This is a genomic window from Brevundimonas sediminis, assembly GCF_048799765.1.
Taxonomy (GTDB): domain Bacteria; phylum Pseudomonadota; class Alphaproteobacteria; order Caulobacterales; family Caulobacteraceae; genus Brevundimonas.
Window position 1 is genome coordinate 31,793 of the sequence record NZ_JBLYQK010000017.1, and the last position, 19,042, is coordinate 50,834.

Sequence of the window (19,042 nt, forward strand, 5' to 3'; positions counted from 1 at the left end):
CTCACAGGCGCAGGCTCGGGTTTCACCTCAGGGCTGATTCGGCGCCGGCGCGGCCTCCTGGTCCTGCGCGCGGCGGCGGCGCAGCATGAGGGCGGCCAGATCGGACGCCTGCCCCGCCGCGGTGCTGCGGTTCGGCTCGGCCCGGTACAGCGCCTGCAGATAGGCGAGGTCCCACTCGGTCAGTCCCGGGGTGCTCTCCGGCTCCTCGAACAGGTTCAGCACCGTCGGCAAGCCGGTCGGGGAGGCCCGCAGGTCGACCTGCGCCAGGGCCACCAGCGCGATGTAGTCGCCCAGCTGACGGATGTTCACGCCGCCCAGCCTGTCGACGTCGACGACGATGATGACCTTGTTCAGGTCGTCGCGAATGTCGGAACGCAGGCGGGAGGCGCGCGAAATATTGATGGCCGGCGGATCGTCCCCCTGCCGCGTTCTGACGGCCGCATCGCCCGTCTCGGAATCGACCGGCAGGCTGATATGCCACCAGCGCACCGGGCGATCGACCTTGCGGAAGTCTTCCAGCACGGACAGCGACCGGGTCGTGCCGCCGCCCGCCGGACGGAAGGCGACGCGGTATTCATCGACAAGGGCGTCGGCCATCGCCGAGGCGTCGCTGGCGGCGATGATCAGCACATTGGCGACACAGCCGGGCTCGCCGGCGCGCAGACCCAGGTCCTCGGCCACCTCGGACACCCGGTCGACCAGGTACTGGGCCGGCTCCTGCGCCAGATTGGCGACGCTGACGCAGACCGAATGCGGCCAGCGCGCCAGCCGCCGCGAGGACGACGGCGCGCCGACGGTCTCGATGAAGCTGGAGGCCACCTCCCGCGCCGGGCGGCCGCCGACGATGACCTCGCCCAGATCGGTGACGTCCTGCTCCTGCGAAGCCGCGACCGGCGCGGGCGCCGGAGCCGCCTGCGGCGTCTGCGCGCCCCACAGAACCGTTGCGGCCAGCAGGCCTGTCAGAACACTCATACGCCCTCCCCTTGTACTCACCCCGTTCACACGCACCACGGCATGCGATTCCGGCGGCCCTGAGACCGGTTTCTGTCACCGCTGTAATCCGGCGACGCCCCTCAAAGACAAACCGCCCGGCGAGGTCTCGCCGGGCGGTCATGGGATCATGCCGGTCAGCCCGTCGCCGGGCCGCCGGATCAGATCTCGTCTTCTTCCTTGAGCAGCTCTTCCTTGGTGATCGGCTTGTCGGTCACTTCGGCGGTGTCGAAGATCAGATCGCAGACCTTCTCCTCATAGATCGGGGCGCGCATCTGGGCGGCGGCGTTGGGGTTCTGGCGGTAGAAGTCCAGCACCTGACGCTCCTGGCCCGGGTAACGGCGGGCCTCGTTCATGATGGCGTTGTTCAGCTCCTGGTCGGAGACGGTCACGTTGTTGGCGCGGCCGATCTCGGCGAGGACCAGACCCAGGCGCACCCGGCGCTCGGCGATCTTGCGGTACTCGGTCTTCAGCTCGTCGTCCGACTTCTTGGCGTCGTCTTCCGGCAGGCGGCCGGCGGCCTTGTCAGCCTCGACCTGTTGCCAGATGCCGTCGAACTCGGCCTCGACCATCTTCGGCGGCAGGGCGAAGTCGTGGGCCTTGTCCAGGGCGTCCAGCAGGGCGCGCTTCAGCTTGAAGCGGGCGGCGCCGGCGTACTGCTGGTTCAGGTTCGCCGACAGCAGTTCCTTCAGCTTGTCCAGCGACTCCAGACCGATGCGCTTGGCGAACTCGTCGTCCACCTTGGCTTCGGCCTCGGCCTTGATGGCCTTCACGGTGATGTCGAAGGTGGCCAGCTTGCCGGCCAGATTGGCGGCCTGGTAGTCGGCGGGGAAGGTGACCTCGATGGTCTTCTCTTCACCGACCTTGGCGCCGGTCAGCTGCTCTTCGAAGCCCGGGATGAAGCGGCCCGAACCGATGACCAGTTCCGCGTCCTCGGCCGAACCGCCCTCGAACACTTCACCGTCCAGCTTGCCGACGAAGTCGATGATCAGCTGGTCGCCCTCGGCGGCCTTCACGGTCTTGCCCTTCTTGTCCTCGTAGGACTTGGCCTGGCCGGCCAGTTCGGTCAGGGCCTCGTCCAGATCGGCGTCGGTCGCCTCATAGGTCGGACGGTCCAGCTTCAGGGTCTTCGGGTCGACCGGGGTGAACTCCGGCATGACTTCCAGCGACATTTCATAGGCCAGGTCTTCCTGACCGGCGATGACCTTGTCCATGTCCGAGACCAGCTTCATCTCGGCCGGCGCGGCCGGACGGACCTTGGCTTCGTCCAGGGCGGCCTGGCTGGAGGTGTTCAGCGAGTCGTTGATGATCTCGCCCATGAACTCGCGGCCGAAGGTCTTCTTGACGTGCGCGACCGGAACCTTGCCCGGACGGAAGCCCTTCAGCTTCATCTGGGGCGCAACTTCCTTCAGGCGCGCATCCAGCTTTTCGTTCAGCTCGGCGACGGGAATGGTCACCGCGATCACGCGGCTCAGGCCTTCGGAGGACTTTTCGACGACTTGCATGGTCGGGATATCTGACGCTCTGGGGCGGCGCCAATGAGGCCGGCGCGCGCGGTGTGGGAAATGCAATAAGGGCCGCCCTTTCGGGGGGCGGCGCCTTTGAAGCCCGCCCTTATGTCGATGACCGCCTCAAAGGTCAACGTGAGCGGATGGTTTCAGTCCGACGTCCGGGTCGCTATCTGTGGAGGCATGAGCCCTTCCTCCTCCCCGGCCCCCTCCCCGATCGGCGTCGGCGTCGTCCCCGTCACCCCGCTCCAGCAGAACTGCACCATCGTCTGGTGCCGGAAGACGAGGAAGGCCGCGATCATCGATCCGGGCGGCTCGGTCGACGGCCTTCTGGCCGCTGTGCAGCAGAACGGCCTGACGCTGGAGGCCATCTGGATCACCCACGGCCACCTCGATCATGCGGGCGGCGCGGCCGAAATGCAGGAGAAAACCGGCCTCGACATTATCGGCCCGCATATCGAGGACCAGTTCTGGATCGACCAGATTCCCGAGAACGGCCTGCGGTTCGGCATGCCGGGCTGTCGCAGCTTCACCCCGACCCGATGGCTCGAGAACGGCGACGTCCTGACGCTCGGCGAAACGACCTGGGAGGTCTACCACTGTCCCGGCCACACGCCCGGCCACGTCGTCTTCTTCAACCGCGAGGCGCGCTTCGCCCAGGTCGGCGACGTCCTGTTCCAGGGCTCGATCGGGCGCACCGACTTTCCGCGCAGCGATCATGCCGCCCTGCTGGACGCCATCGTGACGCGCCTCTGGCCGTTGGGCGACGACGTCACCTTCATTCCGGGGCACGGCCCGCACTCGACCTTCGGCGCCGAGCGGCGGACCAATCCCTTCGTCTCGGACGAGGCCCTGCGGCGCGCGCCGATCCCGCGTCCGGCGACAGGCCCCTCCTGACGCGCGTCTAGCGCGCCGCCAGCAGGCCGATCAGGATACCCAGACCCAGCGCATAGACCGCATAGCGGACGGGCTCCTCCTCGACGGTATGGCGCAGCTGTCCGGCGCGGCCCCGCCCCCAGTCGCCGACGGCGCGGGCGTCCTCGCGAATCGCCTGCCGCAAAGGCCTCACGCCCAGCGACCGCATCTCGTCGCGCTGCAGGATGGCGTCCGCCTCACGGTCCAGGCGCTGGGCGGGCGTGTCGAACGCATCGACAATATCATCGGCGGTGGTCTGTCCGGCGTAGGTCTCGGTCATCGGAAACTCCTCGGGAAGGATGAACGCGCTGGTTCAATCCGCCCCCTCCGGCCCGGTTCCCGTCGCGCGGTCCAGGCAACGGAGCCCCCGGGGCCGCGTTGCCTCCGGGTAAAGGGAGACTGACGATGAGCAACACCCCCGCCGCCCCGCCTGATATCGATCCCGCCGGCGCGCCGTCGGAAAGGCCGCCGCCGTCGCCGGACACCGCCCCCGACATCCCCGCCGACGTTCCGCCCGAGGTGAGCCCCCCTGACTCCCCCGCGCCGGACATCGATCCGGCGGGCGCGCCGGACGAGACGCCGCAGTCACCGTCGGAAACCCTGTGATTCGTTCGCAATTCCGTGAAACACCCGCCGGAACCGGACGGGAGCGTGGGGGTTGATCTGGCAACCGCCACTGTCGCCACGAAAGGAACCACCGATGGCTCAAGGTCAGCCCACCCGAGCCTCCGGCGTCTCCAAACGGGGCTTTGCCTCGATGGACCCGGAGCGCCAGCGCGAAATCGCCCGCAAGGGCGGCGCCAGCGTCCCCAGTGAGAAACGCAGCTTCTCCCAGGATCGCAGCCTCGCCGCACAGGCCGGCCGCAAGGGGGGAGAAGCCTCTCACGGCTCGCGGAACCAGAAGGCTCCCGAGGCGGAGTAACCGCCCGGACCAATGATCCCGAAAGGGCGGCGCCTTCGAGGCGTCGCCTTTTTTCGTGTCAGCTTTCCAGAAGCGCCAGGGCGACCGACGGCGCGCCCCCCTCGCGGAAGTCGGCCACGCGCCACCCGGAGGCCGACGCCAGTTCGCGAACCGAGGCCTCGGTGAATTTGCGCGAGTTCTCGGTGTGGATGGTTTCCCCCCGGGCGAAGTCGATGCGGCGGTCGCCGATGGTCACCGCCATCGGCCGGGTCGCCTGCAGGTGCATCTCCATGCGCGAGGCGGCGGGGTTCCAGACCGCCAGATGGGCGAAGGCCTCGACGTCGAAATCCGCTCCAAGCTCCCGATTGGCCCTCACCAGCAGGTTGCGGTTGAAGGCGGCCGTCACTCCACGGGCGTCGTCATAGGCGGCGATCAGGGTCTCCGGGGCCTTCACCAGATCCACCCCCAGCACGAACAGGGCGTCCTCCCCCAGCAGCCGGCGCGCGCCCGTCAGGAAGGCGACGGCCTCGTCGGGGGTCAGATTGCCGATGGTCGAGCCCGGGAAGAAGCCGATCTTCCGCCCCTCCCCCACCCCGTCCGGCAGGCCTTCCAGCGACAGGAAGTCGCCCGTCACCGGCCGGACCTGCAAATCGGCATAGGCCGCGCGCAGCCGGTCGGCGGCCGCCTCCAGCGCATCGGGGCTGATGTCGATGGGCACATAGGTCGCAAGGTCCGGAACGGCATCCAGCACAATCCGGGTCTTCTCGCTCGCGCCCGAACCGAATTCGACCAGGGTGGCGCGCGGACCGAACCGCGGTGCCCACTCCGGAGCCACCGCCCGGAGCAGGGCCGCCTCCTGACGGGTGGGGTAGTATTCCGGCAGCCGCGTGATGTCCTCGAACAGCTCCGACCCCGTCGCGTCATAGAACCATTTCGGCGACGTCCTTTTGGGCGTCCGCGACAGCCCGGCGATCAGGTCCGTCCGCAAGGCCTCCGCCTCGTCCGTCGTCGCCGACGACCGGGGATCGGCGTCCGACGCCAGCCTCAGCCCGGCGAAGGCCCAGCGTTGATGCGGATGGAAGAAGTTCCGGTAGGTCACGCGCGCGTGCCCGTCCGGCGTCGCGAAACTGGACCCGCGCAGCACCGCCTGGTTGATCATGAATTTGCCGTTGTACTCCGACGCCGTCCCCTCTGTCGGACGGAAGCCCGGATAGGGCGCATACGCGGAGGCGGTCCATTGCCAGACCTCGCCGAAGGCGTTGCTGAACGCCTCAGGCCGGGACGCGACCGCATGTTCCCATTCGGCTTCCGTCGGCAACCGCTTGCCGGCCCAGCGCGCATAGGCGTCGGCCTCGTACAGGCTGACATGCCGGACCGGCGCCGCCGGGTCGACCGGCCGGCGGCCGGCCAGGGTCATCGTGCTCCAGCCCGCCTCGTCCCGGCGCCAGTACAGGGGCGCGTCCCAGCCCTCGGCCGTCACCGTCGCCCAGCCGTCCGACAGCCAGAGCTCCGGCCGGCTGTAGCCGCCGTCGGCGATGAAGCGCAGCCAGTCGCCATTGCTGACCAGGTCCTGGTCCAGGGAGAAGGGCTCCAGCCACACCCGGTGTCTGGGCCCCTCATTGTCGAAGGCGAAAGCCCCGCCGACGTGGCCGATCTCCACCGGACCACCCTCGAGGACGTTGTCACCGCCGCGCGGCGGCTGGACCGGGCCCGGCCGGGGCTCGACCGGGAAGGCCTCCGGGTCCAGCGGCGAACGGGACATCAGGTTCAGCACGTCCATCAGGAACAGCTCCTGATGCTGCTGATCGTGATGCAGGCCCAGAACGAACAGATAGCGGGCGTGGGCGTCCATCTCGCCCTGCCCAAGCCAGCGGATCATCCGCCGGTCGATCTCACGGCGATAGGCCAGCACCTCATCCAGCGACGGGCGGGTCATCAGCCCCCGCTCGGGTCGCGCCACCCGCTCGCCCAGGGCTTCGTAGTAGCTGTTGAACAGGGTCTGCCAGCGGGCGTCGACCGGACGATAGTCCGGCTCCCGCGACAGGATCATGGCCTCGAAGAACCAGCTGCTGTGGGCCAGGTGCCACTTGCCCGGACTGCAGTCGGCCATGGACTGGGCCGCCAGATCCTCCGCCGACAGGCCCTTCGCCAGTTCCGGCATGCCCGCCCGCACCCGGCGGTACAGGGCGATGTCGTCGTCTACGGTCGACGGGACAGGCGAATGGACGTTCATGCGGACGGCTCCCCAACGCACGCCACCAAGATGGGGCGTCGAAAGGGAAACTGCCACGGTCCGGTCCCGTTCCTGTCAGCAGGGTGGCGACAGGCCGGGCTCAAAGGCCGCGCATGGCCTCCAGCACCGCCTCGACCGTCTCTTCCGTGGTCGCCCAAGAGCAGACGAAGCGCACCGAGCCGTCATCGAAGCGGTAGCAGGCCCAGCCCAGGGCGTTCAGCCGTTCATGCGCCTCCGGCGGCATGCGCACGAAGACCGCATTGGCCTCGACCGGATGGGCCAGGACGAAGGGGGTGTTGAGCGCGATCCCCTCGGCCAGCTTCTGCGCCATCAGATTGGCGTGCGCCGCGCCGCTCTCCCAGTCGCCGCTTTCCAGCAGGCCCAGGAAGGGCGCCGCCAGATACCGTCCCTTGGAGGCCACCTGCCCCGCCTGCTTGAGCCGGTTGTCGATCCGCCGCGCCAGTGACTTGTCGAACATGACGATGGCCTCGGTGCAGTTCGCGCCCGCCTTGGCCCCGCCGAAGACCAGGAGGTCCACGCCCAGCCGGGCGATCTGCGTCAGGTCGAAGCCTGCGGCGGCGGCGTTCGCCAGCCGCGCGCCGTCCATGTGGACGCCGTAGCCCTTCGCCTTCACCGGCTCGATCAGGTGGCGCAGCTCTTCCTCGGTGTAGACCGTGCCGTATTCGGTGGCCTGGGTCAGGCTCAGGGCCGCCGGCGGCTGACGGTGCCCCACCTCGGGCTCCTCCAGCGCGGCCTGAAGCGCCAGTTGATCGATCTTGCCCGAGAACCCCGGCAGGCCGATCAGACCCACGCCCTGGCCGAAGAAGCCCGGGGCCCCCGTCTCGTCGGTGCAGATGTGGGCGGCGTGGTGGGCCAGCACCGCCTCATGCGGCCAGGCCAGCATCGACAGGGCGATGGCGTTGGCCGCGGTGCCCGAGAAAACGAACCGGACTTCCGCGTCGGCGTCGAGCCGCTGTCGGATCTGGTCTGCCGCCCGCGCCGTGACGTCATCCGCGCCGTAGGCCCGGGCATAGCCCGTGTTGGCGTCGATCAGCCCCTGCAGGGCCGACGGCGCCATGCCGGCGGTGTTGTCGGAACCGAAGTCGTAACGCATCACTCAGCCTTCCCCCTGCGGCGCCTCGTCCGCGCCGGACACCCGGTCGCGTTCCACCTTCTGTTCGGCGGTGCGGACGGTGACGACCGGCATCACGTCCTCGTCCCCATAGGGCACGGCGACCTGGTGCGGGAACGGAATTTCGATATCGGCGGCGTCCAGCGCCTCCTTGCCGCCCTGCATCAGGTCGGCCTGCGTCTGCCACCAGTCACCGGACTCGACCCAGGCATGCAGGGTGATCTGCACGGCGCTGTCCAGCAGGCCCGTCACCCCGGTCCAGGGCGCCGGGTCGGGCAGCACCTTCTCGTGCAGTTCGGCCACGGCGGCCAGCACGCGTCGGGCCGCATTCAGATCCTCGCCGTAGCCGACCGTGAAGTTGATCTCGACCCGCCGCGTCTTCTGCCCGGACAGGTTCAGGATGGTGTCGCCCAGCACCTTGGAGTTCGGCACCACGATCTTGTGGTTGTTGGCGTTCGACATCTGGGTGGTGAACAGGTCCAGCCGCTGCACCGACCCCGCGACGCCGCCGATGTCGATCACATCGCCGACCCGGTAGGGGCGGAGCACCAGCAGCAGCACGCCCGCCGCCACGTTCGACAGTGTGCCCTGCAGCGCCAGGCCCACGGCCAGCGACGCGGCGCCGAGGACGGCGATGATCGAGGTGGTCTGGACGCCAAGCCTCTGCAGGACGGCGATGAAGCCGACGATGAGCACCACCACCCGCACCACCTGCACGGCGAAGCTGAGCACGGTCGGGTCATGCCGGAACCCGCGCACCCGCGACAGGGCCCGACGGGTCACCCCCGCCGCCCATTTCGAGACGAAGACGGTGACGACCAGAATGATCAGGGCGATGGACAGGTTGATCGCGAAATCGCCGGCCATGTCGGTCAGCTTGGCGATCATGGCGGCGTCGACAGCGACGGCCTTCTGGCCCGCGGCGACGGCCTCGGTCAGGGGGGAGACGAAGTTGGACATGGGCCGGGTCTAACGCACGAGTCCCGGAATGGAACCCCGCGAGCCGGATTCATTTGCCTTTCCGGCAGGAAAGCGCCCCGGGGGGACGGACCCCCGGGGCGACGATCCCGGACAGCATGCCGGGCCTAGTTGAACAGGCCGGCGATGACGGCGGTGATCAGGCCGGTCGTGACGGCGGCCAGGACCACGTCATTGCCGCTGCGGACATACTGGTAGCCCGACGGCGGCCGGCGCAGGCCGTAGGCGCTGTAGTTGCGCACGACGTATTGGCTCGACCGGTAGCTGGCCGGCAGGCGCTGGCCGTAGGCCCAGGCGCGGGTCTGTTGGCCGCGCGGCGGCGTGTAGCGGCCGGCGTTGTAGCGGCGTTCCGAACGCTGCCAGCGGGCGTAGGCGCGCTGGTCCTGGCGCTGGTCGGCCCGGTCGTCGCGACGATCCTGCCGTTGTTCCTGGCGGTCATGGCCGCGGCTCTGCGCCTCGGCGGCGGACGCCATGCCGACCGACCCCAGGGCCAGGGTGGCGGCGATCGCCGCGGTCAGAATCTTCTTCATGGTCAGTCTCCTGTGCTGGAAGCCGGGAACGTCCCGACTTGCCCGCACTGTGGAGCACCCGCCTTGAGCCCGACCTGAACGGCGACATTCGCCCGCCGTTCAGCGCAGCGCCGGGTTTCAACCGACAGTGTTTCAGCGCTGATACGCGACCGTTACGCGGCCCGTCAGGCCGCCTGCGCTTCCTGGACGACCGACAGGGCCTGGATCCCTGCCCGGCCGCCATTCACCCGGTTCATGACCTGGGCCAGGGCGGCGAAGTCGATCGGCTTGTTCAGATAGGCGTCGGCGCCCGCGTCCAGTCCGGCCTGATGATCCTCAGTCCGGGCCGAGGCCGACAGCACCACCACCGGCGTATCGCGATTGGGGCCGTCGCCGGCGCGGATGGCCCGGGTGGCGGTCAGCCCGTCCATGACCGGCATGTTGACGTCCATGATGATCAGATCGAACGGCTGCTCGTCCGCCGCCGCGATGGCGATCTCGCCGTTCTCGGCCGTGGCCGAGGTATGGCCCGCGGACGACATCCAGGCTTCCAGGATCATGCGGTTCACCGGATGGTCCTCGACCACCAGCACCTTCAGAAGCTGGCCGCCCTCGACCTCGGCGACGATGGCCTCGGCGGCCGTCTCCGGCGCCCAGCGGACCACCTCGGCCTCGACGCTGAAGGTGAAGACCGAACCTTCGTCGACCGTCGACTCGACCGTGATGTCGCCGCCCATGATGTTGGCCATGCGGCGCGAAATGGTCAGGCCCAGACCCGTGCCCCCGAACCGGCGGGTCGAGGAGGCGTCGACCTGGGTGAAGGGCTGGAACAGCCGCGCCAGATCGTCGGGCGCGATGCCGCCGCCGGAATCCCGCACCACGAAGTCGAAGCGCACATTCCTGTCGTCCAGCCGCTCGCCGCGGACGGTGTAGGTGATCCGGCCCTGGTCGGTGAACTTCACCGCATTGGACAGCAGGTTGTGGATGACCTGGCAGACGCGCAGCGGGTCGCCCCGCACGCACGACGGAATGTCCCCTTCGCGGACGGCGACGAAATCCAGCCCCTTGGCTTCCGCCTGGGCCTGGAACGGGCCGATCACCCGCTTGTCCAGATCCTCGACGTCCACGTCCACGACCTCGAAGGTCATCTTGCCCGCCTCGATCTTGGTCATGTCGAGGATGTCGTTGAGAAGGCTCAGAAGGTTGTCGCCCGAGTTCCGGATGATCGACAGATATTCGCGCTGGGTCGGCTCAAGGCGCGTGGCGCCGAGCAGCTGGGCGGCGCCCAGCACCCCGTTCATCGGGGTCCGAAGTTCGTGCGAGATTACGCCCAGGAAGTTGGACTTCGCGTCATTGGCCGCATTCGCCTTGTCGCGGGCGGATTCCAGTTCCTCGATCAGGTGGGCCTGATGTTCCTGGAAGGCGCGGATCCGCTCCTCGCGGAGCATGGTCATGGTGACCAGCACGAACAGGCCGGCCGCGGTGAAGGGCACCACCGCCAGGAACTGCCAGAACTCCGGCCGTCCCCAGAGGCTGGCCGCGATGATCAGGGCCGCCACGCCATAGGGCGACGAAATCACGATGGCCTGTCGGGGCGAGCTGCGCAGCTGGGCGAACACCAGCACATAGCCGGCGACCAGCAGGGTCATGCCCAGCGACGGACCGAAGGTCGCGCCGGAGAACCAGGCCAGCAGCGGCGCCACGGCCCAGGCGGCGGTCGTCGCGGTCGCGACGGCCGGGAACACCAGCCCCCAGCCCGCGCCCACACGCTGGCTGATGCGCTTCTCCACCGCGCCGCGAACGGCGCCGGCGGCCAGGGTGCCGACAAACCACAGGGTCGCGGCGGTCCAGCCGACGGTGGCCAGCAGACCGATCGCCCAGCTGGCGATAATCAGATAGCGCAGATACTGCGTCTGCAGGATCGCGCGCAGGGCCTGGGCGGCCTCGCCGGCGTCGGGTTCCCCCGCGGGTTTTCCGATGCCGTCTGATTCAACCATGCCCTGCCCCGCCATGCGATTGCACAACCCGGCGGGGACGCTACGTAGAACACCCTAAGACGAAGTGAACGCTGACGGTTCGATGACAACCTTTGTTCGTCGAACCTGTGCTCAGCCCGCCTCGGCGGGGGTCAGGGCCTTGATGGACAGGGCGTGCACCGGCCCGGCCAGTTCGTCGCGCAACAGGCCGTTGATCGTCCGCTGTCGCTGGACCCGGCCCACCCCCTCGAACGCCGCGGCGACCACGACGATGTTGAAGTGCGACTCGCCCCCCGGTTTCGCATCCATGCCGCCTTCATGGTGGTGACCGGCGTGACGCCAGCTGTCGTCCTCGATCTCCAGACGCTCCGGCGCCAGCCCGGCGGTCAGTTTCTCGCGGATAATCGTCGCGATCGGGCCCTCAGGCATCGTCAAGTCCTTGTTGCGGTCTAAATCGACCCTACACTTCGTGCGATGTCGTCCGCCTTTCAATACACGCCGCGCTTCAAGGACATGCGCGTCAAGCCGCCCAAGCCCGAAGAGGAGGCGGCGGAAGCCGACGTCCTGCATCTGAAGCCGGGCGAAAAACCCTGTGACTGGCCGGACTGCCGTCAGGCCGCGACGGCGCGCGCGCCCAAGTCGCGCGAGCGGCTGAACGACTTCTATAATTTCTGCCAGCGTCACGCGGGCGAGTACAACAAGGGCTGGAACTTCTACGCCGGGATGAGCGAGGGCGAGGTCCGCGCCGCCCAGGAGAATGAGGCCATGACCGGCGGTCGCCCGACCTGGGAGATGCAGGCCGGCAAGTTCACGCGCGAGGCCGCCGCCTTCGCCGCCAAGATGGGGACGTCCAACAACCAGGGCGCCGGCTCATGGCGCGACAGCTTCGGCCTGTTCGGCCGCCGCACCACCGAGCACGCCGCCCCCGCCGGGCAGGACGACCTGCGCATCGGCAAGCTGGAACGCACCGCCCTCGCCGACCTCGATCTGGACGTCCGCACTGACAAGCAGGCGGTCAAGGCGCGCTATCATGAGCTGCTCAAGCGCTTCCACCCGGACACCAACGGCGGCGACCGCGGCGCCGAGGCCAAGCTCCAGCGGGTCATCAAGGCCTACAAGACGCTGAAGAAGGCCGGGCTGGCGGCCTGACGCCGGTCAGTCGTTCGCCGCCGCCGCGATCTTCGCGCCGAAGGCCTGCACCTGGGCCTTGAAGGCCTTCAGCTCCGGAATCGACATCCCCGCCTTGCCCAGCAGCGCCTCGGCCAGGCAGGGGGTGCGGGCCATGATGTCCCGGCCTGTCCCGGTCAGCGAGACCTCCACCTGCCGCTCGTCCTTCAGCCCGCGCTTGCGCTGGACCGAGCCCGCCGCCTCCAGCCGCTTGACCAGCGGGGTGATGGTGCTCGGCTCCAGCCCCAGCCGCGCCGCCAGCCCGCCGACCGTCAGCGTCCCCTCGTCGTTCAACGCCGTCAGCACGAGGAACTGCGGATAGGTGATGCCCATTTCATCCAGCAGCGGCTTGTAAAGCCGCCCCACCGCCATCGAGGCGGAATACAGGGCGAAGCACAGCTGGTCGTCGAGGGTCAGCGGCGGAATGGGAGCGGATCGGGCCATGCCGATTGATTATCACAATAATTACTTTCGCGCCAACTTTCGACTGGACAGCAGGGAGATCCGCGCCTAGGTATTCCTTATCGCGATAAAGAACTCGCCGACGCGACGGCTTCCCCAGGAGCGTTTCCCATGCAGATTCTCTACACCGCCCACGCCGTCTCCACCGGCGGCGGCCGCGACGAAGGCCGCTCGACCACCGACGACGGCAAGATCGACGTCCTGCTGTCCCTGCCCGCCGAAATGGGCGGCAAGGGTGGCGCGGGCACCAACCCGGAACAGCTGTTCGCCGCCGGCTACGCCGCCTGCTACATGGGCGCCCTGCGGCTGGTGAGCGGCAAGGCGGGCACGCCGGTCGGTCCGGACACGAAGATCGCCACCCGCGTCGGCATCGGTCCCAACACCCGCGGCGAGGGCTTCAACCTCGACATCGGCATCACCGTCTCGGACCACGGGCTGGAGCAGTCGGTCATCGACGACCTGATCCAGAAGGCCCATCAGGTCTGCCCGTACTCCAACGCCACCCGCGGCAACGTCGACGTCGAGCTGAAGGCCATCTAGTCCAGCGTGGTCCGGTAGCGCAGCATCGCCAGCGCGCCGACCACCAGCACGAACAGGGTCAGGGCCATCAGGCTCGGGCCCGCGTTCTCGATACCGACGCCCTTCAGCAGCGATCCCCGCACCACCCGCAGGAAATGGGTGACGGGGATCGCCGTGCCGATGGCCTGCGCCCACTCCGGCATGCCCCGGAACGGGAACATGAAGCCCGACAGCAGGATCGACGGCAGCATGTAGAAGAAGCTCATCTGCATCGCCTGCAGCTGCGTCTTCGCCAGGGTCGAGATCAGGAAGCCCAGCGCCAGCGAGCCGATGATGAACAGGTTCAGGCCGAGGATCAGCGCGATCCAGCCTCCGCTCATCGGCACCGCGAACAGCAGCCGCGCCATGGTCAGGATCACCACCGCCTGCAGCAGGCCGACGACCACATAGGGCGTCAGCTTGCCGATCATCACCTCCAGCGGCCGCACGGGCGTCGACAGCAGGCTCTCCATCGTCCCCCGCTCGCGCTCCCGCGCCATGCCCAGCGAGGTCATCATCACCAGCGTCATCGACAGGATCACGCCCAGCAGCCCCGGCACGATGTTGTAGGCCGTGATGGCCTCGGGATTGTAGCGCCGGTGGATCACCACCTCGAAAGGCTGCGTCCCCGGCGCCCGGCCGGCCAGCGGCCCGGTCAGCTCCCGCGCCAGCGCCTGCTGCGGCAGGCTGGCGATCGCCGCCACCGCCCCGCTGGTCGCTGACGGATCGGCGGCATCGGCCTCCACCAGAATCTGCGCCTGATCCCCGCGCACCACCCGTCTGGTGAAGTCGGCCGGGATCAGCACGGCGAACTGCACCTCGCCCCGCGCCAGCGCCCGGTCCAGCTCGGCCTGACTGCGCGCCTGCAGGGTGATGTCGAAATAGCCGCTGTTCTCCAGGGCTGTCAGGATCGAGCGCGAGAAGCCGCCGTTGTCCTGCACCAGCACCGCCGTCGGCAGGTTCCGGGGATCGTCATTGATCGCGTAGCCGAACAGCAGCAACTGCACGATCGGCAGGGCGAGGATCATCGCATAGGTGATCCGGTCGCGCGTCAGCTGGATGAACTCCTTGGCCATCACGGCCCAGGTCCGGGTCAGCGAGATCATGCGGCGGCCTCCTCCGGCATTCGGGCCTTCTCCGCCTCGATGTCGTGGATCAGCTGGATGAAGACGTCCTCCAGCGTCGGGCGCGTCTCGCTCCAGACCAGCGGCGGCTTGCGCAGCGGCGCGATGCTGGCCTCCAGCGCGGCGCGGTCCCGCCCGGACACGTGCAGCACCGTCCCGAACGGCGCCACCATCTCCACCCCCGGCTTGCCGCGCAGCTGCGACCCCAGCCGGTCCGCGCCCGAGCCTTCCGCGTGGAAGGTGATCAGGCCCGAGGCGTCGATCACCTCATCGGCCGTCCCGCGCGCCAGCGTCCGCCCGCCTGCGATATAGGCGATCTCGTGACAGCGCTCGGCCTCGTCCATGTAGTGGGTCGACACCAGCACCGTCATGCCGTCCGCCGCCAGCGCATGGATCTCGTCCCAGAAGGTGCGCCGCGCCTCGGGGTCCACGCCCGCGGTCGGCTCGTCCAGCAGCAGCAGGTCGGGCTGGTGCAGCGTCGCCGCCGCCAGCGCCAGCCGCTGCTTCCAGCCGCCCGACAGATTGCCCGCCAGTTGCGCCCGCCGCTTCTCCAGCCCCAGTCGCTCCAGCGCCGCCTGCACCGTCGCGCGCCGGTTCGGCAGCTCGTGAACCCGCGCCGTGAACATCAGGTTCTGCTCGATCGACAGGTCTTCGTAGAGCGAGAATTTCTGGGTCATGTAGCCGACCCGTGTCTTGATCTCGCGCGACTGCTTCATGACGTCGAAGCCCAGCACGGCTCCCTCGCCGCTGTCGGGCGTCAGCAGGCCGCACAGCATCCGCAGGGTCGTCGTCTTCCCGGCTCCGTTCGGTCCCAGGAAGCCGCAGATGCGCCCCCGCTGGACCGTGATCCCGAAATCCTTCACCGCCTGAAGGGCGCCGAACGCCTTGTTCAGCCCCCGCACGTCGATCACGGCCGGTGAGCCCTCCCCCTCGACGGTCAGGGGGGAAGGCTTCCGTCCCGTCACTCCCCCGCCCCCAGCGGAGTCACATCGACCGGCAGCCCGGGGTTCAGGGCCGCCGCGTTCGCGGGCAGGGCCTCGACGCGATAGACCAGCCGGTCGCGGCTGCCCTTGCTGTACAGGATCGGCGGGGTGAACTCGGGCCGGGCGCTGATCCAGGTGATGCGCGCCTGCCCCCCGGCCGCGCAGCCGTCACAGGCGAACCGCACCGTCCGTCCGGCCCGGTAACGCGCCATCTCGGCTTCGGGCACGAAGAAGACCAGCTTCACCTCCCGGTCCGGCAACAGCGCCAGGATCGGCTGGTTGGCGGGCGCCCATTCGCCCGGCCGGTAGAAGACCTCCTCGACCCGCGCCGGGGACGGCGAGACCGGCGACAACTGACGCAGGCGAACGCTCGCCTCGGCGAGCCCGCCTTCCGCCTGCGCCACCTGCTGACGGGCCTGGGCCACGGCGTCCTGACGGGCGCCCAGGGTGGCGACCTCGCGGCGCCGGTGCACGGCGGCTGTCTGGGCCCGGGCCGCGTCCCGCGCCGCCCGCACCTGATCCAGCCGCGCCGGGGCGTAGATGCCCTGCCGCACCAGCGGCGCGATGCGGTTGTAGTCGGCGTCGGCCTGCCGCTCGCCGGCCAGCGCCGCCTGCAGTTCGGCGTCGTAGACCGACAGCTCTTCCGCCCGCTGCCCCTTGGTCAGGTCCTCGACCCGCGCCTGCGCCGCGCCCACGCCCGCCGCCGCGCTCTCGGCCTGGGCCTGCTGCACGCCGGGATCGATCAGGAAGGTGCGGCCGCCCGTCTCCACCCGTCCGCCCTCGCGCACATACAGCCGGGCCACCGCGCCGGAGACCGGCGCCGACAGATAGACCCGTTCGCCCTCAATATAGCCGGTCAGGGTGCGGGCCGGATCCGGCCTCAGGAACACCCACCACCCGGCCGCGCCGAGCGCGATCACGGCGCCGAGGATCAACACAGGCCGCAGGCGTTTCATGGCCGCATCCCCCTCAGAATGGTCTCGACGTGCTGGTCCGCCAGCTTGGGAACATCCACCGGCTCGGCGCCGACGGGCTCGAAGGTCTCGCGCCAGACGATCGACAGGATCATCGGTCCCATCAGGCCGAAGGCGAACATCCGCGGATCGCCCGCCCGCACCTCGCCGCGCGTCTGCGCCTCCGAGATCAGGGTGGTCATCAGGGCCACCCCCGGCGCGATCACCGTCTCGTACCAGATGGTCGCCAGTTCGGGATGGGTCCGGCTCTCGGCGATGACCAGCCGCACCACGCCGCTGATCCGCCGGTCCGCGATCACATTGCGCGCCAGCAGGCCCACGCCCGTCCGCAGCGCCGACTCGAACCCCGTCGCGGCGGCGGCCACCGCCATCGCCTTCACATGCTCGAAATTGGGCGTGACGGCGGTCTGCACCACCGCCCGGAACAGGTCGGCCTTGGTCTCGAAATACAGGTAGAGCGCGCCCTTCGACACGCCCGCCCGCCGGGCCACCTCCTCCAGCCGCGCGGCATGGAAGCCGTAGTCCGCGAACACCTCCAGCGCCGCCGCGAGGATTTCCGCGGGCCTGTCGGCGGGCCGACGCCGGAATTTGGGTTCGCCGGGAGGCAGCATCGCGCGCTCTCTATAACTGACCGGTCAGTTATTAATGACAGGGAACGCCGTTGTAAACGCCTCCCGGGTTCAGCCCGGCCCCCTCGCCCGGACGAACGGATTTGAAGATGCTGGACCCCGCCCCTGCGGTTTTCTAAGGGTGACGGATGACCTCCCCCCTCGACTCGACGCCCGATCCCCTCCTGACGCTGGAGCCCCACCGCCACGCCGGCGTGCGCGAGCTCTTCGGCATCGACAGCGACATGACCGTGCCGGTCTTCGCCGAGCGCGATCCGCATGTGCCCGAGATCGACGAGGCCTATCGCTTCGACCCGCAGACCACCCTGGCCATCTGCGCGGGCTTCAGCTTCGACCGTCGGGTCATGGTCCAGGGCTATCACGGCACCGGCAAGTCGACCCATATCGAACAGGTCGCCGCCCGCCTGAACTGGCCGCTGGTCCGCCTGAACCTCGACAGCCACGTCAGCCGCATCGATCTGGTCGGCAAGGACGCCATCGTCCTGAAGGACGGCAAGCAGATCACCGAATTCCGCGAGGGCATGCTGCCCTGGGCCCTGCAACGCCCCATCGCGCTTGTCTTCGATGAATATGACGCCGGCCGTCCCGACGTGATGTTCGTCATCCAGCGCGTGCTGGAGGCCCAGGGCCGCCTGACCCTGCTGGACCAGAACCGCGTCATCCGGCCGAACCCGTGGTTCCGCCTGTTCTCGACCACCAACACCATCGGCCTAGGCGACACCTCGGGCCTGTATCACGGCACCCAGCAGATCAATCAGGGCCAGATGGACCGCTGGAACATCGTGACCACCCTCAACTACCTCGACCATGACGTCGAGGCCGGGATCGTGGCCGCCAAGGCGCCCGAGTACGACACCGCCGAGGGCCGCGGCGTCATCGCCGCCATGGTCCGCGTCGCCGACATGACCCGCAACGCCTTCATGAACGGCGACATCTCCACCGTCATGTCGCCCCGCACCGTCATCACCTGGGCCCAGAACGCCCGGATCTTCGGCGGCGACATCGGCCTCGCCTTCCGCCTGACCTTCCTGAACAAGTGCGACGAGCTGGAGCGCCCGACCATCGCCGAGTTCTACCAGCGCGCCTTCGGGGAAGACCTTCCGGAAGCGGCGACTAGGGTGAAGGTGGGGTAATGAACATCGGCTTCGGCTCCAGTCAGAAGCTGTCTGCCGAAGCTGAAACCTCCATCGGCGAGTTGGCCGGCGCCGCCGATCTGCTCTGGTTGGATGATAGCGGGTTCTATTCCGAGTTCCGCGCGCCGATGCGACGGACTTTCGAAGCGTTGGGGTGTCCACACGTCTTCTCGCTGAAAGAGACGGGTTCGCCGCACGCGCCTCGACTGGACGAGGCGAGAAAGATCATCTGCGGCATCGCGAACATCCTGCTCCGCGACGGCGCCGAACCCGCTGCACTCATCTTCGCCGCAGAGTTCGATGAAGACCCACGCTACGCTTCCGGGTCACCTGAGGAGCTCGACTACCTGATCCGAAGCCATCTGTGGGCTGACAATCGGATGCGGTTCAGCGACCGCGGTGAGCGGCGCCCCTACTACGTTCAGGAATACAGCGAGGTCCCGTTCGTGTTCCGCATCACGCCGCCCTCGGTGTAATCATCGCCAGCGCCGCCCCCATCTTCCGGCGCTGCTCCAGCAGATCGTGATCCATCTGGAGCCCCAGGAAGTAGCCGGCGCTCAGCCCCCAATACCGCGACAGCCTCAGGTCCGTGTCGGCGGTCACCGCCCGTTTGCCAGCACGATCTCATTGATCCGCCGCGGCGGCACGCCGATGGCGTTGGCGAGTGCGGTCTGGCTCATACCCGACGGCTTGAGGAAGTCTTCCGACAGGATGTCGCCCGGCGTCGGGTTCTTCAGCCATTCGTCCGGGTGTCCGGCCTCGGCGCCCCGGTCAGTGAAAGTCGCAGATTTCGACATCCTCACACCCTCCTCCGCTTCACCCCAAACCCATGACAAAACATTGTTCGTCCGAAATCGCACTACATCAAGC

At 68.6% G+C, this 19,042-nt stretch carries 23 protein-coding genes; 7 read left to right on the forward strand and 16 right to left on the reverse strand.

Annotated elements, in window-relative coordinates; genetic code table 11:
• Nucleotides 1-27 precede the first annotated feature (27 nt).
• Both ACLQ7T_RS10725 and tig read right to left on the reverse strand, forming a co-directional pair.
• A complete protein-coding gene (locus tag ACLQ7T_RS10725; RefSeq protein ID WP_420479425.1) occupies nucleotides 28-972 on the reverse strand; it encodes a hypothetical protein in 945 nt (314 codons plus the stop codon).
• A gap of 179 nt (nucleotides 973-1,151) precedes the next feature.
• The gene (gene tig / locus ACLQ7T_RS10730; protein ID WP_420479426.1) at nucleotides 1,152-2,495 is read right to left on the reverse strand and encodes a trigger factor; all 1,344 of its coding nucleotides are present in this window, start codon (nucleotides 2,493-2,495) and stop codon (nucleotides 1,152-1,154) included.
• A 186-nt stretch (nucleotides 2,496-2,681) separates the two neighbouring features.
• Here tig and ACLQ7T_RS10735 point away from each other — a divergent pair, with 186 nt between their 5' ends.
• A complete protein-coding gene (locus ACLQ7T_RS10735) occupies nucleotides 2,682-3,395 on the forward strand; it encodes an MBL fold metallo-hydrolase (RefSeq protein ID WP_420479427.1) in 714 nt (237 codons plus the stop codon).
• Between the two features lie 7 nt (nucleotides 3,396-3,402).
• On the opposite strand, the gene ACLQ7T_RS10740 is transcribed toward ACLQ7T_RS10735, so the two are convergent.
• Complete coding sequence (locus ACLQ7T_RS10740; RefSeq protein WP_420479428.1) at nucleotides 3,403-3,693, reverse strand: hypothetical protein; 291 nt, start codon at nucleotides 3,691-3,693, stop codon at nucleotides 3,403-3,405.
• A 125-nt stretch (nucleotides 3,694-3,818) separates the two neighbouring features.
• Between ACLQ7T_RS10740 and ACLQ7T_RS10745 the strand changes: the two genes are divergently transcribed.
• The gene (locus ACLQ7T_RS10745) at nucleotides 3,819-4,019 is read left to right on the forward strand and encodes a hypothetical protein (RefSeq protein WP_420479429.1); all 201 of its coding nucleotides are present in this window, start codon (nucleotides 3,819-3,821) and stop codon (nucleotides 4,017-4,019) included.
• A gap of 94 nt (nucleotides 4,020-4,113) precedes the next feature.
• Complete coding sequence (locus tag ACLQ7T_RS10750; protein WP_420471049.1) at nucleotides 4,114-4,335, forward strand: con-10 family general stress protein; 222 nt, start codon at nucleotides 4,114-4,116, stop codon at nucleotides 4,333-4,335.
• 58 nt (nucleotides 4,336-4,393) lie between these two features.
• Here ACLQ7T_RS10750 and egtB read toward each other — a convergent pair whose 3' ends face one another.
• The 6 genes from egtB to ACLQ7T_RS10780 all read right to left on the reverse strand — a co-directional run bounded on the left by egtB (nucleotide 4,394) and on the right by ACLQ7T_RS10780 (nucleotide 11,571).
• Entirely contained in the window at nucleotides 4,394-6,547 is a 2,154-nt protein-coding gene (gene egtB, locus ACLQ7T_RS10755; protein ID WP_420479430.1) for an ergothioneine biosynthesis protein EgtB, read from the reverse strand.
• 100 nt (nucleotides 6,548-6,647) lie between these two features.
• Complete coding sequence (locus ACLQ7T_RS10760; protein WP_420479431.1) at nucleotides 6,648-7,661, reverse strand: threonine aldolase family protein; 1,014 nt, start codon at nucleotides 7,659-7,661, stop codon at nucleotides 6,648-6,650.
• A 3-nt stretch (nucleotides 7,662-7,664) separates the two neighbouring features.
• Entirely contained in the window at nucleotides 7,665-8,639 is a 975-nt protein-coding gene (locus tag ACLQ7T_RS10765; RefSeq protein ID WP_420479432.1) for a mechanosensitive ion channel family protein, read from the reverse strand.
• Nucleotides 8,640-8,764: 125 nt separating this feature from the next.
• A complete protein-coding gene (locus ACLQ7T_RS10770; RefSeq protein WP_420479433.1) occupies nucleotides 8,765-9,187 on the reverse strand; it encodes an RcnB family protein in 423 nt (140 codons plus the stop codon).
• Between the two features lie 164 nt (nucleotides 9,188-9,351).
• Nucleotides 9,352-11,163, reverse strand: coding sequence for an ATP-binding protein (locus tag ACLQ7T_RS10775; RefSeq protein ID WP_420479434.1), 1,812 nt, complete (start codon nucleotides 11,161-11,163; stop codon nucleotides 9,352-9,354).
• Nucleotides 11,164-11,274: 111 nt separating this feature from the next.
• Nucleotides 11,275-11,571, reverse strand: a complete 297-nt coding sequence (locus tag ACLQ7T_RS10780; RefSeq protein ID WP_420471054.1) for a BolA family protein — start codon at nucleotides 11,569-11,571, stop codon at nucleotides 11,275-11,277.
• Nucleotides 11,572-11,616: 45 nt separating this feature from the next.
• On the opposite strand from ACLQ7T_RS10780, the gene ACLQ7T_RS10785 reads away from it, so the two are divergent.
• Nucleotides 11,617-12,291, forward strand: coding sequence for a J domain-containing protein (locus ACLQ7T_RS10785; RefSeq protein WP_420471055.1), 675 nt, complete (start codon nucleotides 11,617-11,619; stop codon nucleotides 12,289-12,291).
• A gap of 6 nt (nucleotides 12,292-12,297) precedes the next feature.
• Here the strand turns inward: ACLQ7T_RS10785 and ACLQ7T_RS10790 are convergent, their stop codons facing one another.
• Nucleotides 12,298-12,753 carry a MarR family winged helix-turn-helix transcriptional regulator gene (locus ACLQ7T_RS10790; protein WP_420479435.1) on the reverse strand — a complete coding sequence of 152 codons (456 nt, stop codon included), beginning with the start codon at nucleotides 12,751-12,753 and terminating at the stop codon, nucleotides 12,298-12,300.
• 129 nt (nucleotides 12,754-12,882) lie between these two features.
• Between ACLQ7T_RS10790 and ACLQ7T_RS10795 the strand changes: the two genes are divergently transcribed.
• Nucleotides 12,883-13,311 (forward strand): organic hydroperoxide resistance protein, encoded by a 429-nt coding sequence (locus ACLQ7T_RS10795; RefSeq protein WP_420479436.1) that lies wholly within the window; start codon nucleotides 12,883-12,885, stop codon nucleotides 13,309-13,311.
• Here the strand turns inward: ACLQ7T_RS10795 and ACLQ7T_RS10800 are convergent.
• The 4 genes from ACLQ7T_RS10800 to ACLQ7T_RS10815 are packed head-to-tail and all read right to left on the reverse strand — an operon-like array spanning nucleotide 13,308 to nucleotide 17,021.
• A complete protein-coding gene (locus ACLQ7T_RS10800; protein ID WP_420479437.1) occupies nucleotides 13,308-14,435 on the reverse strand; it encodes an ABC transporter permease in 1,128 nt (375 codons plus the stop codon). The two genes, ACLQ7T_RS10795 and ACLQ7T_RS10800, sit on opposite strands and share 4 nt — an antisense overlap.
• Nucleotides 14,432-15,418, reverse strand: coding sequence for an ABC transporter ATP-binding protein (locus ACLQ7T_RS10805; RefSeq protein ID WP_420479438.1), 987 nt, complete (start codon nucleotides 15,416-15,418; stop codon nucleotides 14,432-14,434). The genes ACLQ7T_RS10800 and ACLQ7T_RS10805 overlap by 4 nt, the downstream gene beginning before the upstream one ends.
• Nucleotides 15,415-16,392: an HlyD family secretion protein gene (locus ACLQ7T_RS10810; RefSeq protein ID WP_420479439.1), complete on the reverse strand. Its 978-nt coding sequence runs from the start codon at nucleotides 16,390-16,392 to the stop codon at nucleotides 15,415-15,417. Before ACLQ7T_RS10810 ends, ACLQ7T_RS10805 begins: the two co-directional genes overlap by 4 nt.
• The gene (locus tag ACLQ7T_RS10815) at nucleotides 16,389-17,021 is read right to left on the reverse strand and encodes a TetR family transcriptional regulator (RefSeq protein ID WP_420479440.1); all 633 of its coding nucleotides are present in this window, start codon (nucleotides 17,019-17,021) and stop codon (nucleotides 16,389-16,391) included. Before ACLQ7T_RS10815 ends, ACLQ7T_RS10810 begins: the two co-directional genes overlap by 4 nt.
• Before the next feature lie 146 nt (nucleotides 17,022-17,167).
• Here ACLQ7T_RS10815 and cobS point away from each other — a divergent pair, with 146 nt between their 5' ends.
• Together cobS and ACLQ7T_RS10825 are read left to right on the forward strand one after the other, a co-directional pair.
• Entirely contained in the window at nucleotides 17,168-18,172 is a 1,005-nt protein-coding gene (cobS, locus tag ACLQ7T_RS10820; protein ID WP_420471058.1) for a cobaltochelatase subunit CobS, read from the forward strand.
• The gene (locus tag ACLQ7T_RS10825; protein WP_420479441.1) at nucleotides 18,172-18,648 is read left to right on the forward strand and encodes a hypothetical protein; all 477 of its coding nucleotides are present in this window, start codon (nucleotides 18,172-18,174) and stop codon (nucleotides 18,646-18,648) included. The genes cobS and ACLQ7T_RS10825 overlap by 1 nt, the downstream gene beginning before the upstream one ends.
• Here the strand turns inward: ACLQ7T_RS10825 and ACLQ7T_RS10830 are convergent.
• Together ACLQ7T_RS10830 and ACLQ7T_RS10835 are read right to left on the reverse strand one after the other, a co-directional pair.
• Entirely contained in the window at nucleotides 18,629-18,775 is a 147-nt protein-coding gene (locus ACLQ7T_RS10830; RefSeq protein WP_420479442.1) for a helix-turn-helix transcriptional regulator, read from the reverse strand. The two genes, ACLQ7T_RS10825 and ACLQ7T_RS10830, sit on opposite strands and share 20 nt — an antisense overlap.
• Nucleotides 18,772-18,969 (reverse strand): helix-turn-helix transcriptional regulator, encoded by a 198-nt coding sequence (locus ACLQ7T_RS10835; RefSeq protein ID WP_420479443.1) that lies wholly within the window; start codon nucleotides 18,967-18,969, stop codon nucleotides 18,772-18,774. Before ACLQ7T_RS10835 ends, ACLQ7T_RS10830 begins: the two co-directional genes overlap by 4 nt.
• Nucleotides 18,970-19,042 lie beyond the last annotated feature (73 nt).

What these genes read in the sequence shown, in the direction of transcription:
- egtB (WP_420479430.1), bottom strand. Translation starts at nt 6,547, where the DNA reads ATGAACGTCCATTCGCCTGTCCCGTCGACCGTAGACGACGACATCGCC.
- ACLQ7T_RS10810 (WP_420479439.1), bottom strand. Translation starts at nt 16,392, where the DNA reads ATGAAACGCCTGCGGCCTGTGTTGATCCTCGGCGCCGTGATCGCGCTC.
- ACLQ7T_RS10745 (WP_420479429.1), top strand. Translation starts at nt 3,819, where the DNA reads ATGAGCAACACCCCCGCCGCCCCGCCTGATATCGATCCCGCCGGCGCG.
- ACLQ7T_RS10795 (WP_420479436.1), top strand. Translation starts at nt 12,883, where the DNA reads ATGCAGATTCTCTACACCGCCCACGCCGTCTCCACCGGCGGCGGCCGC.
- ACLQ7T_RS10785 (WP_420471055.1), top strand. Translation starts at nt 11,617, where the DNA reads ATGTCGTCCGCCTTTCAATACACGCCGCGCTTCAAGGACATGCGCGTC.
- cobS (WP_420471058.1), top strand. Translation starts at nt 17,168, where the DNA reads ATGACCTCCCCCCTCGACTCGACGCCCGATCCCCTCCTGACGCTGGAG.
- ACLQ7T_RS10780 (WP_420471054.1), bottom strand. Translation starts at nt 11,571, where the DNA reads ATGCCTGAGGGCCCGATCGCGACGATTATCCGCGAGAAACTGACCGCC.
- ACLQ7T_RS10770 (WP_420479433.1), bottom strand. Translation starts at nt 9,187, where the DNA reads ATGAAGAAGATTCTGACCGCGGCGATCGCCGCCACCCTGGCCCTGGGG.
- ACLQ7T_RS10765 (WP_420479432.1), bottom strand. Translation starts at nt 8,639, where the DNA reads ATGTCCAACTTCGTCTCCCCCCTGACCGAGGCCGTCGCCGCGGGCCAG.
- tig (WP_420479426.1), bottom strand. Translation starts at nt 2,495, where the DNA reads ATGCAAGTCGTCGAAAAGTCCTCCGAAGGCCTGAGCCGCGTGATCGCG.
- ACLQ7T_RS10740 (WP_420479428.1), bottom strand. Translation starts at nt 3,693, where the DNA reads ATGACCGAGACCTACGCCGGACAGACCACCGCCGATGATATTGTCGAT.
- ACLQ7T_RS10800 (WP_420479437.1), bottom strand. Translation starts at nt 14,435, where the DNA reads ATGATCTCGCTGACCCGGACCTGGGCCGTGATGGCCAAGGAGTTCATC.
- ACLQ7T_RS10750 (WP_420471049.1), top strand. Translation starts at nt 4,114, where the DNA reads ATGGCTCAAGGTCAGCCCACCCGAGCCTCCGGCGTCTCCAAACGGGGC.
- ACLQ7T_RS10825 (WP_420479441.1), top strand. Translation starts at nt 18,172, where the DNA reads ATGAACATCGGCTTCGGCTCCAGTCAGAAGCTGTCTGCCGAAGCTGAA.
- ACLQ7T_RS10835 (WP_420479443.1), bottom strand. Translation starts at nt 18,969, where the DNA reads ATGTCGAAATCTGCGACTTTCACTGACCGGGGCGCCGAGGCCGGACAC.
- ACLQ7T_RS10790 (WP_420479435.1), bottom strand. Translation starts at nt 12,753, where the DNA reads ATGGCCCGATCCGCTCCCATTCCGCCGCTGACCCTCGACGACCAGCTG.
- ACLQ7T_RS10775 (WP_420479434.1), bottom strand. Translation starts at nt 11,163, where the DNA reads ATGGTTGAATCAGACGGCATCGGAAAACCCGCGGGGGAACCCGACGCC.
- ACLQ7T_RS10735 (WP_420479427.1), top strand. Translation starts at nt 2,682, where the DNA reads ATGAGCCCTTCCTCCTCCCCGGCCCCCTCCCCGATCGGCGTCGGCGTC.
- ACLQ7T_RS10815 (WP_420479440.1), bottom strand. Translation starts at nt 17,021, where the DNA reads ATGCTGCCTCCCGGCGAACCCAAATTCCGGCGTCGGCCCGCCGACAGG.
- ACLQ7T_RS10760 (WP_420479431.1), bottom strand. Translation starts at nt 7,661, where the DNA reads ATGCGTTACGACTTCGGTTCCGACAACACCGCCGGCATGGCGCCGTCG.
- ACLQ7T_RS10725 (WP_420479425.1), bottom strand. Translation starts at nt 972, where the DNA reads ATGAGTGTTCTGACAGGCCTGCTGGCCGCAACGGTTCTGTGGGGCGCG.